This window comes from Vibrio sp. 1CM8B, assembly GCF_023161685.1.
GTDB lineage: Bacteria > Pseudomonadota > Gammaproteobacteria > Enterobacterales > Vibrionaceae > Vibrio > Vibrio coralliirubri.
The window spans coordinates 42225-58206 of sequence record NZ_JALNTU010000005.1 but is presented as its reverse complement, the minus strand read 5'-3'; the positions used below and the strand labels follow the sequence as shown (position 1 = coordinate 58206).

19 protein-coding genes and 1 pseudogene are annotated in these 15982 nt (G+C 44.3%); 14 read left to right on the top strand and 6 right to left on the bottom strand.

Annotated features, from left to right (window positions below):
• Positions 1-44: 44 nt before the first annotated feature.
• Positions 45-179: a DUF2256 domain-containing protein gene (locus MSG36_RS11675; protein ID WP_248367949.1), complete on the top strand. Its 135-nt coding sequence runs from the start codon at positions 45-47 to the stop codon at positions 177-179.
• Between the two features lie 161 nt (positions 180-340).
• Entirely contained in the window at positions 341-1225 is an 885-nt protein-coding gene (locus MSG36_RS11670; RefSeq protein ID WP_029236383.1) for a PA4780 family RIO1-like protein kinase, read from the top strand.
• Positions 1226-1370: 145 nt separating this feature from the next.
• Here MSG36_RS11670 and MSG36_RS11665 read toward each other — a convergent pair whose 3' ends face one another.
• The 4 genes from MSG36_RS11665 to MSG36_RS11650 form a co-directional block, all read right to left on the bottom strand.
• Positions 1371-2111, bottom strand: a complete 741-nt coding sequence (locus MSG36_RS11665; RefSeq protein ID WP_248367946.1) for an SDR family oxidoreductase — start codon at positions 2109-2111, stop codon at positions 1371-1373.
• Positions 2111-3682 (bottom strand): cryptochrome/photolyase family protein, encoded by a 1572-nt coding sequence (locus MSG36_RS11660; protein WP_248367942.1) that lies wholly within the window; start codon positions 3680-3682, stop codon positions 2111-2113. The genes MSG36_RS11665 and MSG36_RS11660 overlap by 1 nt, the downstream gene beginning before the upstream one ends.
• Positions 3679-5055, bottom strand: a complete 1377-nt coding sequence (locus MSG36_RS11655; RefSeq protein ID WP_248367939.1) for a DASH family cryptochrome — start codon at positions 5053-5055, stop codon at positions 3679-3681. Before MSG36_RS11655 ends, MSG36_RS11660 begins: the two co-directional genes overlap by 4 nt.
• A 193-nt stretch (positions 5056-5248) precedes the next feature.
• Positions 5249-5671: a universal stress protein gene (locus MSG36_RS11650; protein ID WP_017063967.1), complete on the bottom strand. Its 423-nt coding sequence runs from the start codon at positions 5669-5671 to the stop codon at positions 5249-5251.
• A gap of 235 nt (positions 5672-5906) precedes the next feature.
• Between MSG36_RS11650 and MSG36_RS11645 the strand changes: the two genes are divergently transcribed.
• The 4 genes from MSG36_RS11645 to MSG36_RS11635 all read left to right on the top strand — a co-directional run bounded on the left by MSG36_RS11645 (position 5907) and on the right by MSG36_RS11635 (position 8193).
• Positions 5907-7037 (top strand): PcfJ domain-containing protein, encoded by a 1131-nt coding sequence (locus MSG36_RS11645; RefSeq protein WP_248367936.1) that lies wholly within the window; start codon positions 5907-5909, stop codon positions 7035-7037.
• A gap of 23 nt (positions 7038-7060) precedes the next feature.
• The gene (locus MSG36_RS23865) at positions 7061-7195 is read left to right on the top strand and encodes a hypothetical protein (protein WP_282452222.1); all 135 of its coding nucleotides are present in this window, start codon (positions 7061-7063) and stop codon (positions 7193-7195) included.
• A gap of 66 nt (positions 7196-7261) precedes the next feature.
• A complete protein-coding gene (locus MSG36_RS11640; RefSeq protein WP_248367932.1) occupies positions 7262-7696 on the top strand; it encodes a GNAT family N-acetyltransferase in 435 nt (144 codons plus the stop codon).
• Between the two features lie 242 nt (positions 7697-7938).
• Entirely contained in the window at positions 7939-8193 is a 255-nt protein-coding gene (locus tag MSG36_RS11635) for a DUF3297 family protein (RefSeq protein ID WP_017059204.1), read from the top strand.
• Positions 8194-8338: 145 nt separating this feature from the next.
• Here MSG36_RS11635 and MSG36_RS11630 read toward each other — a convergent pair whose 3' ends face one another.
• Both MSG36_RS11630 and MSG36_RS11625 read right to left on the bottom strand, forming a co-directional pair.
• Positions 8339-8839, bottom strand: a complete 501-nt coding sequence (locus MSG36_RS11630; protein WP_248367930.1) for a hypothetical protein — start codon at positions 8837-8839, stop codon at positions 8339-8341.
• Positions 8840-9016: 177 nt separating this feature from the next.
• A complete protein-coding gene (locus MSG36_RS11625; RefSeq protein ID WP_248367928.1) occupies positions 9017-9727 on the bottom strand; it encodes a lipoprotein in 711 nt (236 codons plus the stop codon).
• Positions 9728-10281: 554 nt separating this feature from the next.
• Between MSG36_RS11625 and glpT the strand changes: the two genes are divergently transcribed.
• From glpT to MSG36_RS11585, 8 genes and pseudogenes are all read left to right on the top strand, one after another.
• On the top strand, positions 10282-11655 hold the full coding sequence (gene glpT, locus MSG36_RS11620; RefSeq protein ID WP_029235174.1) for a glycerol-3-phosphate transporter: 1374 nt from the start codon (positions 10282-10284) through the stop codon (positions 11653-11655).
• Between the two features lie 78 nt (positions 11656-11733).
• A complete protein-coding gene (gene glpQ, locus MSG36_RS11615; protein WP_248367927.1) occupies positions 11734-12789 on the top strand; it encodes a glycerophosphodiester phosphodiesterase in 1056 nt (351 codons plus the stop codon).
• A gap of 262 nt (positions 12790-13051) precedes the next feature.
• Positions 13052-13516, top strand: a complete 465-nt coding sequence (locus tag MSG36_RS11610) for an ASCH domain-containing protein (RefSeq protein WP_050649992.1) — start codon at positions 13052-13054, stop codon at positions 13514-13516.
• Positions 13517-13591: 75 nt separating this feature from the next.
• Positions 13592-13731, top strand: a pseudogene (locus MSG36_RS11605) (D-2-hydroxyacid dehydrogenase family protein); the annotation flags it as partial.
• Between the two features lie 33 nt (positions 13732-13764).
• Positions 13765-14265, top strand: a complete 501-nt coding sequence (locus MSG36_RS11600) for a GNAT family N-acetyltransferase (protein ID WP_248367925.1) — start codon at positions 13765-13767, stop codon at positions 14263-14265.
• A 42-nt stretch (positions 14266-14307) separates the two neighbouring features.
• Positions 14308-14811: an HAD family hydrolase gene (locus tag MSG36_RS11595; protein ID WP_248367922.1), complete on the top strand. Its 504-nt coding sequence runs from the start codon at positions 14308-14310 to the stop codon at positions 14809-14811.
• Positions 14812-14923: 112 nt separating this feature from the next.
• Complete coding sequence (locus MSG36_RS11590; protein ID WP_017057365.1) at positions 14924-15304, top strand: STAS/SEC14 domain-containing protein; 381 nt, start codon at positions 14924-14926, stop codon at positions 15302-15304.
• Positions 15305-15537: 233 nt separating this feature from the next.
• Positions 15538-15939: an NUDIX domain-containing protein gene (locus tag MSG36_RS11585; RefSeq protein ID WP_017059210.1), complete on the top strand. Its 402-nt coding sequence runs from the start codon at positions 15538-15540 to the stop codon at positions 15937-15939.
• Positions 15940-15982 lie beyond the last annotated feature (43 nt).

The window sequence follows — 15982 nt, the reverse complement described above, 5'->3', positions numbered from 1 at the left end:
CTCTAGTAAACGCAGGAAGTGGATGCTTCAAGAAGGGAAAAGCCATGCACAAGAAGCCACATTTACCCACTAAGAGATGTCCTGTTTGCCACAAGTCTTTCGCATGGCGTAAAAAGTGGCAGCGCTGTTGGGATGACGTGATCTACTGTTCTGAACGTTGTCGTCGTAATAAATCTTAGTCTCATACTTTTGAACAGATCGGGTCATTCTTCATGATCTAAACCCATTAACTCCTATATTTCCTTCCTTTGTCATCATTTTGATGATCCTTTAATCGTTTCGTCATTCATTTCTCAAGTTAATATTTCTATCTGTAAGATAAGTGATGTATAAAGGCGGCATGAAGATACCTAAAAGAATACAGCCTTTAGTTGACGATGGTTTAGTCGACGAGGTGACAAGCCAACTCATGAGTGGCAAAGAAGCATCGGTGTACATTGTGCGCTGCGGCGATACGATCCGTTGTGCCAAGGTATATAAGGAAATAAGCCAACGCAGCTTTAAAAAAGCGACCGCGTATCGTGAAGGCCGAAAAGTCCGAAATAGCCGCCGTGCTCGAGCGATGGAAAAAGGCTCTGGTTTTGGTCGAGAACAGCAAGAGAAAGTGTGGCAAAGCGCTGAAGTGGATGCCTTGTATAAACTGGCCGAAGCGGGTGTTCGTGTGCCTGTGCCTTATGGTTGCTTTGATGGCGTGCTGCTTATGGAGCTAGTGACTGATGATGACGGTTATGTTGCGCCACGTTTGAACGATGTGGTGATGTCAGCAGAGCAAGCGATCGAAGACCACGCTGTGATGATGACTTACGTAGTTAAAATGCTGTGTGTTGGTTTGATCCATGGTGACTTGTCTGAGTTCAACGTATTGGTGGATGAGTACGGCCCGGTGATTATCGATTTACCACAAGCGGTTGATGCTTCTGCGAACAACAACGCTGAGTGGATGCTGGCTCGCGACATCAATAACATCCGTGATTATTACGCTCAGTTTGCTCCTGAATTGGCGAAAACCGAGTATGCCAAGGAAATGTGGGCGCTGTACGAGAAAGGTGACTTGAAACCAGACAGCAAGCTAACGGGTGAGTTTACGGAAACGGACGATTTGGCCGATATCGAAGCCATTATGCAAGAGATAGACGCTGCGCGAATTGAAGAACAACATCGACGCGAGCGAGCTAAAGAAGAGAAAGAAGGTGTCGACGATACCAAGTTCAATTGGGCTGAGTAATCGTGATGATCAGTTTTGATCTTTAGCTAGATATCAACCATACGCCTTAAAAAGTCAGGCGCTCTTTCAAAAAATAACCCAATGGAGCCTCAACTCTGTTGGGTTTTCTTTTTTAGCACTAATGAAAGATGGCCACTGGTATTAACTACCAATTTAACTGCTCGCCATCGTAAGCGTAGAAGTGCCCACTTTTGTCCGGTGTCGCAGTGCGAATGATATCGACTAACTGATGGGCGACATAACTCGATTCGAACAACTTGCCTTCAGGGACATTGGTCTGAAAAGGCTTCGACAGAGCCGTGTCTGTTGTGCCCGGGTGCAGAGCCAACACGGTACCTTTCTTAATGGTGCGTTGCCATTCGATCGACATGGTTTTGATGAACATGTTGAGGGCTGCTTTCGATGAACGATAGCTATACCAGCCGCCTAATCTGTTGTCTGAAATACTACCTACTTTTGCGGATACCACAGCAAATTTTGGATTGTCACTCGTTCTAAGTATCGGCGTGAAGTGCTTTGCCAATAACAAGCTGGGTAGGGTATTTACAGAGATGTTTTTCAGAAAAAATTCAGGGTTGATAGACGACAAGTTCTTTTCCGGCCCAAGATCTAGAGTGTGGAGCATACCCACGCAGTTGATCAACCAATCAAGTTGTTCAAACTCACAACTCAAACGCTTGATATCAGCTTCGTTGGTCGCGTCGACTTTGTGCCAGCTCAAGCGATTGTTTTCTAGTTCCGGCTGTTGAGAGTGGTAAGTCGCGTCTACATGCACATCAAGAAAATCAAACCGAGAGAGCTCAGATAATAGGTGTTTAACCACAGCGAAACCAATACCGCCGCTCCCACCGACCACCAATATGTGTAATCTGAGTTGCTCCACCATTATAAGTTCTCCAAGTTTGTGATTCGTTGTTCCGCGGTATCGAGAATCGCTTGTTGTGATTGCTCGTCCATGTTGTCCCAAGAGCGATATAACATGCCCATGCGTGGGTTACGGTTTAACGCATCGCGGTGTTGGTTCATAAAGCGCCAATACAAGCTATTGAAAGGGCAAGATTGCTCGCCGCTGCGTTCTTTTATCTTGTAGTGACAACCTTTGCAGTAGTCGCTCATGCGGTTGATATAGGAACCGCTGGCAGAGTATGGTTTGGTTCCGACGATCCCGCCATCCGCAAACAGTGCCATACCTCGCGTATTTGGCATTTCAACCCACTCAATCGCATCGACGTAAATACCGAGGTACCAACTGTCTACTTGGTCAGGGTCTATGCCTGTGATTAAACAGAAGTTTCCAGTGATCATTAACCTTTGGATATGGTGCGCGTAAGCACACTCAAGAGACTGGTCAATCGCATGCTTCATGCAGTTCATCTTGGTCTGTCCGTCCCAAAAGTAATGGGGCAGGTTATTGTTTGCTGAGTAATGGTTTTTGTTGGCGTAAGCAGGCATGTTTGCCCAATAGACGGCGCGTATGTACTCTCGCCACCCCAGTATTTGGCGTACAAACCCTTCGACCTGTGCAATGTCGATGCTCGGTTTATTTGAAGAACTGTCTCGATGACTGGATGCTTGGTAGGCCGACAGTGCTGCATCAATGACTTCTTTAGGACTCAGCAGTTTACTGTTCAACGAAAACGAAATACGGCTATGATACAAGCTCCATTTAGAGTCGTGCTCTGTAGTCATCGCATCTTGAAACTGCCCAAATAACGGTAAGCAGACTTGGCAGAAATGAGCGAGCAAAGACAAACTTTGTGCGCGGTTCACCGGCCATAATAATTGGCTACCGACTTGACCAATGGTTTGCACTTGGTGGCGCTCGATACGCTGCAAAATGTCGGTTATGTCATTGGTAAACATCAAAGGCTGAGGCAGGTTTTCGATGTCTTGTTTCTTGAGTTTCTTTCGATTGTTCGCGTCGTAATTCCATTTGCCGCCAACGGGCTTTCCGTCTTCTAGCAAAATGTCGAAACGCTTTCTCATTCGGCGATAGAAGAGTTCCATCATGATGTGTTTGTCTTTCGGAAATTGTTGTTCGATCTCCTCGAATGGAAAGAGGAAGTGCTCCGTATCACAACAACCTTTGGTTGCATTGGTCAGCTTGAGCTTGTTCATCTGCTCTAAGAGGCGATATTCATCTGGCCTTTGATATTCAAACTTCTCTGCGCCGAATTCGTGTACATAGTGCTTTAGAAGTGTGTCTAGGTCTTCAAACTGCGTTGTGTCGTCGAGAGTAAGGTGGAGTACTTGATGGCCTTGTTCTTTTAGTCTGTCAGCGAAGTAACCCATCGCACAGAAAAACGCGGCCACTTTTTGAATGTGAGATGTAACATAATCCGTTTCTTGTTTGAGCTCAGCAATGATGTAAATAACGTCATCGTCAACTTGTTGAAACCATGAATGCTCAATGTTTAGCTGGTCTCCTAATACAAGTCGTACCGTTTTAAAGTTCATAATGCGTCCTGGTTTGTGAGGCTTGTTGTGACTGCTTTACCGCCAGTCCATTGATCGATGAAGGCATGGTCTGGGTCGTACATTTCAGTCTGCTTGGCCAAATCAAAATGGCGTGATTTAGGTTGTGATTGGTTTTTCGTCTGGTTGTTGCGGGAGGGTTGATTGAGAGCCCCAGCGATATACGCCCAATTTCCCCAGTTAGATGCTACGTCATAGTCGACAAGCTGGCTTTCGAAATAGGCTGCGCCGTGTCGCCAGTCTACGCCCAACTCGTAAATCAAACAGCTTGCGGCTATCTGCCTTCCGCGATTGGACATGTAGCCAGTCGCATTAAGTTGGCGCATACATGCATCGACAATCGGGTAGTTGGTGTTACCGCTCTTCCACTTGGAAAACTTAAGGTTTGCCGATGGAGTGATATTTTCTGCTGTAACGGGATTTGTGGATGAGCCCGAAAATAGCGATGACTTCAACGACATGCACTTCCAATAAAAATACTCTCGCCACAACAGCTCGAAATACATCCAGTAGGTTGAATCATTGGAACCATGATGCGACTCAAATCGCGTGAGGTGTCTGCAGATTGTTTTTGGTGAGACACAACCTGATGCGAGCCACGGTGAAAACTTGGTCGAGTTCTCGACGCCATCCAACGCATTCCGAGTCTGCTTATAGCGGCTCGCGTAATCGCGTGAGAAGTAGTGATCGAGATGTATTAATCCCGATGTTTCACCGCCTTTAAAGCTTTGCTCGCTCGCCAAATCACCCGTCATAAAAAGGGAGGCTTTTAAGTGACAGTGTGACGTTATTGTTAGGTCTGGTGCTGGTGGTAACGTCGTTATGTTCAAGCTTTGTGTATTGACGGCCAAGTGTTCGATCAGTTTTCTGAATTTAGTAAACGAGCGGGGTAACTTGTCTAACGTAAAAGGGAAGTCATCGAGCTCAAACAGAGTCGAGTTATGAGTTTGAATCGCAGTTAAGTTCGGGCAGTCAGCCAACGTTGATTGCACTAGCTGTTGCTCGTCGTAGCCACAATGAACATTTGCAAACAAGTGAGTGACGTTTAGGTCAGAGATAATCTCGTTGAGCGAATCTTTGACGTTATCGCTTTTATCTTGGTCTTGTTTAAGGACGATGAGTGTTTGATCTAGGCCGCTCAGGTTAATCTTAAGATCGCTTATCGATTGTGAAATGAAAGCTGTGCGGTGAGCGCCGTATTGTTGTTCTTGGGCGAACAGTGAAGAGTAGTGCGACAGAATCGGTTCAACGACGACACATACGAGCTCATCGACGATTTGGCTTGCTTGGTAAAGTAGCGCATTGTCGTTGATTCTTAAGTCGTTTGTAAAAAGATACAGACCAATCTTTTTCATTACTTTCACTCGGCGATTTGTTAATTATTAGACGCTTACGAGTTGATAGGCTGACAAGATCACAAATGACTATTCTAAGTGGGAAATAGCAGATTTCGGTCAGGTTTAGGGTGTTGAAGAGGGTATTAAGCCAACCAATAATACCGATAGAGGTTGGCAATACAGGCTATTTTTGAGTGTCGAACTGCAGCATTTATTCCATAGGAACAACGAGAATATCGATAGGGGAAGTATCGATGATCTGTTTAGAATGGGAAATGAGCTTATGCCAAAAATCATGGTGATGGCCACACAGCAATAGGTCAACGCCATTTGCTTCGATGGCATTTTTGAGCTTATCGTTCAAATCACCCGTTCCCACGAAAATGTGCTTAATTGGGTGTTTGGCGTAGGCTTCAAACTCTTTCAAATGCTTAACGGCATCTTCATTGATGGGTAAATCACCGTCATTTCCCTGAATATCAACGAGCTCTGGATAAATTTCTCCATGCGTACCATCGATATAAACAAATGAAATGCCAGCCTCCAGTTTATCAGCGAAGAAGGTCGCTCTATCAATGAGAATCTTGGTGTCGTCAGACAGTTCAAGTGCGACCAGAATATGTCGGTAATCCATAATTAAAGCCTCTTGTTGTGAGTTATGTAACAAGCATAGTTTCTGTTGACGCAAATGATATCGAAGAGATCTCATATTCCGTAAAATCATCATTCAATGTTCTTCTAAGCACTATCTTATTTATATCGCTTTGATTGATAAGAAATTTACAAAAGGTTGATATAGTGGTTGAAGCGCTAGCTTATTCTGTTAGATAGGCTTGATAGTTCAATGCGCCAATAACGAAGAGGCATCAATGACAGCACTACTAACCATTCCCACTCGAACATTAGGTTTCGACTACGATATTGAGATCCGAGACTGGTCTCAAAAGCTTGTCGGCTTTCATGTGTTTGAAGATGGTAGACGACCGCTTGATGGGGGCATTGGGCTGAGCCTCAACCTTGTTGAACAGTTTGATGTGAATGGTCGTTGGTTAGACTCATTGCCTGCGCGTTATCGTGAAATCACCGACGACTTTCCAGAGTACCAATACCAGATGCTGTGGCTTGCAGCGAATACCTATGAAGCCGCACAATTGCTTGAATTAAGACCTGTTATTTTGGCTTTGATCTGCATGAAATACAGCGTCGACAACAAGAAAGCATTGGCACTGAGTCGCTTAGGGCAAAAGAAGATCCTTGCTAAGTTGGGCTTAGACGGCAGCAAGGCGACACTCAAATTCATCGACAAGCTAGAGCTTCATTACAACGTTGGTGATGAACTTGACCACATTGTTCGCATTCTCGAACCACTGCAAAGACGAGTTCTTAAGTTTAAGCACTACTCGAAGGTTGGCTACACGGCACTGCGTTTGGATCAGGTACACCCATTTTTAACCGGCAGTCGATTGGGTATTGCAATGGTGGAAGAGGGTAGACTTAATGCACCGTCGAAGATGGCGATGTTCCAAGATGCGATATTGCTAGGGCAAGATTTGGAGATGGATGATCCACTGCGCGCTATTACCAGTCAGAACTCATTCGCGATGTTTGAACAACTGCATGATCGCTGGACGGAGCAACGCCAATTACGTCGCTTGGAAGGCAATCGCCCAATGGATAAAGACATCCCTTACCCCGTTCCTTTGCTCGGTAATGACAACATTCATCCACTTACTGATTATTACGATCTTGAACACGAAGGCATCGAGCAGAAGCACTGTATTGGCGTGTATCACAACCGAATCATGAGCGATCGTTATGTGGTGTTCCGTATGCTCAAACCTCAGCGTTTAACCATAGGTTTACGTCGCGTTCCGAGCAAAGCCTTTCCGTTTGAAATAGACCAAATCTGCGGAAAACGAAATGCACCGCCGTCGGAATCCGCTCGCCAATTGATTCACGACTGGTTAGAAGCGAGTAAGCAAAAGTACCCTAAGCAATAACCATGAAGTAGAAGGAATACAGGATGTTTCAACAAGGCGATCTTTGCCCGCATTGTGGTTTGATTGTTGTGATGCCTACGGATCTACAAGGCGAATGCCTAGAATGCGGCGAAGAAATTAATCAAGACCCAGCAGACGATTACGACGAAGAAGAGTAGCTTTACCTACACTTAGATTGAACAAGGCTAGGATAGCCGAATTACTCCCTTTCAAAGGACGGAAAAATGCAGAAAGTAATCTTTAGAAATTGCGATGAAAACTCACCTTATTGGCGTGAGTTAGAGGGCTTATTTCAAAGCGAATGGTCTGATTTCAAGTTTAAAGATACCTATAAAGAAAACGTACAACTCCCTCCAGTAATAACCGTACTTCGCGATAATGTGGTCATTGGTGGCTTGGCGTATTCCTATTTTCAAGAACCTCACCAAGTGCGTGATGTGGTGTGGATCAACGCCGTGTTCGTCGCCTCTCAATGGCGCGGCCAAGGTATTGCGAGTGAACTGATTAATCGTGGTGTCAGACAGGTTTCTTCTGGAGTGCAATCTCAACTCTACGCATACACCAATATCATGGGACTCTACCAAGGTCTAGGTTGGTCAGTTGTCGATATCGAATCAGAACCGAACCATAAAGTGATGAGTATTGAGCTTAATCGATAAGCTCGGAATAAAAGCCTGATATTAGGTTATCTAACGTTCGAGTAATGAAGCTCTCCCTTTCATCCATAACGCATAAAACTGTTAAATTTTCGTTGGAACTCATGCCGATATCGCCTTTAAATCAAACAACTAGCTGTTGATTAAAACGATCAAGACGATTTATTGCAGCAGTTGTTGAGCACAAAGCCTATATTGACTAGAATGACGCACTTTTTTTATTTACGTACATACAGGTAATGAACATGAGCGATACTAATTCAAGACCAGCTTTACCAGACCATCTTGCAGGTAACCCACGCAGCCCACACCACGTTGCTGAGTGTTTCGAATACCCAATCGGCATTCGTCTAAATGGTAAAGAGCGTACTGATGTTGAAGAATACTGCATCAGTGAAGGTTGGGTTAAGATCCCTTCTCCAAAAGCGCTAGATCGTTTTGGTCAGCCAATGCTTATTACTCTAAAAGGCACTGTAGAAGCTTTTTACATCGACGCATAATCACGTTGTGTGGCTAGCTAATACTTCGAGTAATTAGCTAAGGTTTGCCTAATTAGCCAACATAAAGCCACCAAGCGTTATTACCTAAAAGGGTCTAGAGAAATCTAGACCCTTTTTGTTTTTCAAATCTATAAGGCTATTACCTTTACCAAGCGATACCTGCACCAATTGAGAACTCCAAGTCTTCACCTTCTGCTTTATCGAAACCTGCGGTCACAACAAAGCCACTGTCCATAATGTACGTTGCATCTAAGCCACCAACTTGTTTGGTTGAGCTGTCAGAGAACTCATGGCTATCTATAGTGACGTCCGTGTGGGTACGCTTAATCCCGTAACCTGGGGTGATGTACAAGTTTTCGGTGATACCAATAGGGGCGTGAAACTGATATTCGTTGTCGCGTTGCTTATATTCGTAAGAGTCTTCATCTTCGTTATAAGCTGAGCGGGTAAACTCAATGCCATAACCTACGCTTCCCGGGCCGCGATATTTGATGTAAGAAGCAGACCAATCTCTCCACCCACGTTCAGCCGATAGACCAAATGTAATCGCAGTTTCCTCTTGGTTTTGTTCGTAGGCTTGTGCGTTAGACATAGTGAACAACAAGACAGCGGCTAATGTCAGAAGGGGAAGCTTTTTGATGGTCATTGGATCTCTCGCTTATGTATACAAAATATCGGCAAATTCAAAGTATTGAATGCCAGTAGATTAGTAACCTAGTCCGGATCTTCCTTGAGCTTTTTAGTTATGTATTCTTGGTTGACGCTTGAGCGGCATCCTCTTGGATTTGAGGATGCCTTTTTGATATGGGATTGGTGATAAGTATTACTTCAAAGTACGTAGCTTATTAACCTGCATTTTTGCTCGCACTTTGGTGGCTTGTGCTTGCGACGGTAAGTTGTCTTTGACCTTGTTTTTAATGTCTGCGACAGGGATGAAGTTCCACTGACCGTCGTGATACTTAACAACGAATGTTTGACGATCAATCTCTTCTCGGAATACCCAAACACCACCGTCGAGGCGCTTAAAGTCACCAACTACATTGCCGTTAGTGTCCCTAACTGTCCAAAACGTATGTTCAGTATCAAGATAAGACTTCTGCTCACCTGAGATCATCTTGTCACCAGAGCTGATCGTCACATAGTCTTCACGAACAATAATTTCACCGACAGTCTTGTCATCTAAGTAGATGCTGTATAGCGTTTCGTTATCATCAGAACGTTGTTTTACGGCGCTTATATGAGCTTCACCTGTGTCTTTATTAAAAAATGGTACATCACCGAGATCTGGAATATAAACAAAGCCTAAATCTGCTTGAGCGACTTTGTCTTTAAGAGTCGGAGCATCATTGCCATAGTTCGGATCTGGATTCTCATAACCGCCATCGTTATCTGAATCGTCTAGTCCAAAACCTGGGTCAATATTTTCGAAACCATAATCGCCATCAAATTGAGGTTGTGCCGGTTCAGAACCACCGCCAGATGAACAACCTGCTAAAACAGCAGTAAGAAAGAGTGCGATAAGTGATTTGTTCATGATATTTCCTAACGTTTGTTGAATTCGTAAGATGCTCACTGACTAACCTCACTACTAGGTGACGGGTACACACCTTGTGTATAGACATTGCTGCATCGCTTGAGATGTACAATAAACAACCTTGATAATTCGATAAATAAACGGAAAGAAATACAAAACATCACCATTGGCTATGTATTGCTAGTTATATGCATCGCAGATGGCGATGTACAACCCATCCATTCACATTAATAGGGCGCAAAGAGGTTGGTTCCGTTTACAACCATTTAACTTAATTGCATATCCTCGTTTGAGACGTTCGATATCTGCTCACTCGAAAGATGGTTTTCTATACAAGCGCACTCTGCACTGAAGAACAACACAAACAAAAATATGAAGCGTAGTCTAATTAAATGAAACTAATATGCTGTATTTAAAGTTATTTTTTGTTAATGACTACCTCTATCACAGAAATTAATCCTGAAGCACATACAATTCCCTTGATTTCGAATGAGCGCTAAATATTTTCGTTCGAGCATTTCATTCTTCCTTCGCCCAATAATTATGAGGTTCCTATGTTTGGAATATTCAAACCTATGGCGCATATCGATCGCTTGTCATCAGATAAGATCGATAGCACCTACACACGACTACGATGGCAGCTGTTTCTCGGCATCTTCGTTGGCTATGCGGGGTACTACTTAGTCCGTAAAAACTTTAGTTTGGCGATGCCTTATCTTATTGAACAAGGTTTTAGCCGCGGAGAACTAGGGGTTGCATTAGCGGCGGTATCTATCGCTTACGGCTTATCTAAGTTCTTAATGGGCAGTGTTTCTGACCGTTCAAACCCTCGTTATTTCCTCAGCGGTGGCTTGTTAATGTCGGCGTTGGTGATGTTCTGCTTTGGCTTTATGCCATGGGCAACAGGCAGCATCACTGCGATGTTTATTCTGCTGTTCTTGAATGGTTGGTTCCAAGGTATGGGTTGGCCAGCTTGTGGACGAACCATGGTTCACTGGTGGTCACGAAAAGAACGTGGTGAGATCGTATCGGTATGGAACGTTGCTCACAACGTGGGTGGCGGTTTGATTGGCCCGATGTTCTTGTTGGGTCTGTGGGCTTTTAACGACGATTGGCGAACCGCTTTTTATGTTCCTGCATTTTTTGCCACTCTCGTTGCTGTCTTTGTTTGGTTTACTGTAAGAGATACACCTCAATCTTGCGGCTTGCCACCGATTGAAGAACACAAAGACGATTACCCAGACGACTACGATACGTCTCATGAGAAAGAAATGACGGCGAAAGAGATCTTCTTTAAGTACGTTTTCTCTAACAAACTGTTGTGGTCAATCGCGATTGCTAACGCGTTTGTTTACCTTATCCGTTATGGCGTACTCGACTGGGCTCCGGTTTACTTAAAAGAAGCAAAAGACTTCTCTGTCGATAAATCATCTTGGGCTTACTTCCTGTATGAGTGGGCAGGTATCCCTGGCACCTTATTGTGTGGTTGGATTTCAGATAAGCTATTCAAAGGTCGACGAGCACCTGCAGGTATCTTGTTCATGGTTCTAGTGACAGTCGCTGTGTTGGTATATTGGCTGAACCCTGCGGGTAACCCAACGGTTGATATGTTGGCACTGGTTGCGATTGGTTTCCTTATCTATGGTCCTGTAATGCTGATCGGTTTGTATGCACTGGAACTTGCGCCTAAGAAAGCAGCGGGTACAGCGGCTGGTCTAACGGGTTTGTTTGGTTACTTAGGTGGCGCGGTTGCTGCGAACGCAATACTCGGCTTTATGGTTGACCATTACGGTTGGGATGGCGGCTTCATTATTTTGGTCGGCGCTTGTGTAGCTTCAATCATCTGTCTGCTTTACGCCTTCTTAGGTGAACGTGCGCACCACAAACAAAAAGATCTCGAACGAGAGAGAGAAGCGCTAGCTCAGTAGTGTATTTACTGAATCACATCTATAAATAACAACAGAGGCAGGTATATCCTGCTTCTGTTTTATCAAGGGGAAACAATAATGAAAACAACGTCACTGTCTCTGACCTTATTAGCACTAAGTTTATCTGCAAATGCGTTCGCCGATCCTTTGGTGATTGCGCATCGCGGCGCTTCTGGTTATTTACCTGAACACACTTTACCCGCTAAAGCGCTCGCTTATGCAATGAAACCCGACTACATCGAACAAGATGTCGTGATGACTAAAGACGACCAATTGGTGGTTTTGCATGATCATTATCTAGACCGAGTCACCGATGTAGCGGACCGCTTTCCAGACCGCGCTCGAGCAGATGGCCGTTACTATGCGATTGATTTTACGCTTGCCGAGATCAAATCATTAAAGGTGACCGAAGGCTTTAACTTCGATGAACAAGGCAACAGAGTGGCAGGGTACCCAACGCGCTTCCCAATGTGGCAATCTGATTTCCGTGTCGCTACCTTTGCAGAAGAAATCGAGCTGATCCAAGGCCTAAATAAGACCTTAGGTTATGACGTGGGCATCTATCCTGAGATAAAAGCACCTTGGTTCCATCGTCACGAAGGCAAAGATATCTCCAAAGCTGTACTTGCGACCTTGCATCAATATGGTTACCTATCGAAAGACGACAAAGTGTATTTGCAGTGTTTTGACGCCAATGAACTTCAACGCATTAACGATGAGCTCATGCCAGCGATGGAAATGGATCTTAAGCTCGTTCAGTTGATGGCCTATACAGATTGGAATGAAACTATGACTTACCAAGGTGACAAAGCAACGCCGTACAGTTACGACTGGATGTTTGAAGCTGGTGGCATGGAAAAAGTGGCGACTTATGCAGAAGGAATAGGCCCTTGGAAGCCAATGTTGGTGGATGATGCATCGATCAAAGAAAACATCATTATTAAGCCGTTAATGAAATCAGCAAAAGACGCGGGCTTAGATGTTCACCCGTACACGTTCCGTGCCGACCCTGGAAGAATCCCAGCTTATGCTGATAACTTTGATGGCATGTTGGATGTCTTCTACAACCAAGTCAAAGTTGATGGTGTGTTTACTGACTTCCCAGACAAAGCGGTCTACTTCTTGAACCGTTAATATTCTGCCAATTACGAGCTATTAGTAACGAGATACGAAGAGCTAAAAGCCCCGACTAAAGGTGCTTTTGGCTCTTCTTTCACTTTTTGGATCTTATTGTATTGGCCTCGAAACCCTACCGATATTCTTCTTTCTCAGCCCTCATTTTGATATTCACTCGGTTTACAGCAATAACCTGACTTGATAGGTTACTCCCAATGCAGCCAGATGCTTAATCTATAAGTCTTTATCGGCTCAACCTAATATTGAATTTGGAAAGATCATGGAAGAAAGAAGCAAAGCTTATCTTGATAGCTACCTCAACACATTGCCAGCAGACGTTGCTTCGCAATACACCTCTTTTAGTGCCGACTATTACTGTGCTGATGAATACAACGCCAACCTCTGCGCTCAGTTGATTCTCAAAGGTGAAAAACAAGCGTCCTGCAGCCTTGAACATTGGTACAGCCATGAAGGAGAGACGAGACCAGTCGTTGGTCACTTGCAAGTTGTCACCGATTGGGATGGCAAGCCTGTTTGCATTGTAGAGATTACCTCGGTGTCGTCGTGCAAATACAACGAAGTGACGGCGGAGTTTGCTGCTGCAGAAGGCGAGGGTGACAAAACACTCGAATGGTGGAGAGAAGCACATTGGAATTTCTTCTCACGTGAATGTGAAGAGCTCAAAATCTCACCAAGTGAAGACATGCTACTTATGTTGGAGCGTTTCAAAGTAGTTTATCAATAGTGAAGTCCCAGTGAGTGCCATGTTGAATCTCGAGGTATGGCACTTTAGCTATCTTTGACTAAATCAAGATAGCTAGACTCCGAACCGCTACTGTCCTTGGCAAACGTCACTGCGACTCCACATTTGGGCTATGTTGAAAAAATAGCTACGAACTCTACTTTGATATCGCCTTCGACAACATTCTGTCCTATCAAAAGGATGGCATAAAGCGATAGAATCTGCCCAAAGCAATAAAAAGGCAGAGAAGTATGAGCTTAACAATCAGAGAAGTCGCGGTAGAAGATGCACAAGGCATTGTTGATGTATTAAATCCAATCATTATCGAAGCGCGTTATACGATCTTGGATCAGACTTTTACTGTTGATGAAGAAAAGGCATTCATTGAGTCGTTCCCTGAGCGCGGTGTGTTCAGCGTTGCAGTCAACGAAACGACCAACCAGTTACTTGGTTTTCAGAATGTCGAACCATTTGCTACTTACACTAAGGCCTTTGACCACGTTGGTATTATTGGCACTTATGTTGATGCAAATAGCCGTGGGCAGGGCGTTGCAAAACAGTTGTTCGATTACACATTCAAATCAGCGAAAGCCAAAGGTTATGAAAAGCTGTTCGCCTATGTAAGAGCAGACAACGAGCGCGCGTTAGCGGTATACCTTAAGCAAGGTTTTGAAATCGTCGGTACGGCTAAAAAACACGGTAAGATTGGCGATCAGTACTTTGACGAGATCCTTATCGAGAAGTTTTTATAGGCTCGCTTAAACACTAGATATTCATCGTATGCAGGAGGCAAGATGACAAAGCTAATCGAATTAACAGAAATAGTCTTATTCGACTGGGGCAATACGCTGATGGTCGATTTCCCAGACGCACAAGGGAAGATGTGTGACTGGGAAGCCGTACAAGAAGTGAGTGGTGCTCGTGTATTACTGGCTGAACTCTCTAAAAATCATCAAGTCTACGTTGCCACCAATGCTGGTGATTCCAGTAAAGCCGACATCATTAGTGCCTTCGAGCGTGTTGGCCTATCTCAATATATCTTGGGTTACTTTTGTAAGGCGAGCATTGGCTTTTCTAAGTTCGAGTCGGGGTTCTATCCTGCCATCATTTCTAAGCTCGGTGTTTCACCACAAGACATCACCATGGTAGGCGACACCTTAGAGAAAGATATTTACCCAGCACTTGAAGCGGGTTTGAATACGGTGTGGTTGAACACGGAAGGAGTTGAGCTTAAGTCACAGCATCCACGTATCGTGCAAGTTCAAAGCCTAAGTGAACTGTTGGAGAAGCGCGTTTAACTCTCTGATATTAAGTCCAGATAAAGCGCTTGTCCGTTTTGACGTCAACCTCTCATCTCTTTGCTGTCTAATCCTCTAAGCTAACTCTAGTTTCCACTATGAGGGCTAGATTATGAGTATCGAACGTCACGGAATATCGGTTGGAATTGAACGTGTTAGCGGTGAAACCATCGTTGTGTTTAAAGCGAAAGGCAAACTCACACACGATGACTATCAAGCAATGATGCCAATTCTAAATACCACGCTAGAAGAACTCGATTCATCTAAACTCAAGATGCTGGTCGACATCTCCACCTTAACGGGTTGGGAGTTACGTGCTGCTTGGGATGATTTCAAACTGGGATTAGAGCTCAATTCGAAGATAGACAAAATCGCGATTTATGGTGATAAAAGCTGGCAAGAGTTCGCTTCAAAAGTAGGGAGCTGGTTTGTGTCTGGTGAGATTAAGTCATTCGAAGACCACGACTCTGCGCTTAAGTGGTTGGTCGATTGATAATATTCGCGAACAGCTAACGAACAATCAGTAAACATTACCAATGACAGTTGACGAGCATTGTCTCGAACGCTGTCATTTTTCGTTTTGGTTATGATATTTCCCATTCGATTCAATAGAGTATATTCATTCGAGCGTGTAACATACCCAGGCTTTGTTTGGTCGTGACTAATAGAATAGCGCGGCCAGATTCAGTAATAACGAGAACTAAAACAGAAATAAGGTCTAACGACATGCATAAGGTAATTGATAAGCTGGCTTGGATATTCATCAAAGACGGCAAGCTGCTGATGGTCAGATCAAAAGGCAAAGAACTGTTCTACCTACCGGGTGGTAAGCGTGAAGCTGGTGAAAGTGATGAGCAAGCACTGGTTCGCGAAATCAAAGAAGAGATCTCAGTCGATTTAGTGCCTGATTCCATCAAATACGTTGAGACCTTTACAGGCCAAGCTGATGGAAAAGCGGAAGGCGTATCAGTGCAATTGACTTGCTATCTTGCTGATTATACCGGTGAACTGTCTCCAGATGCTGAAATCGAAGAGCTTAAGTTTGTTGATGGCAACGACAGAGCGGTATGCTCATTGGCAGCACTGGTTGCGCTTGATTGGTTAGAAGCGAACCAGTATTTGGCTTAAGGTTTTGGCTGATATTAGCTAATGCTGAAGATTGATCTTCAAA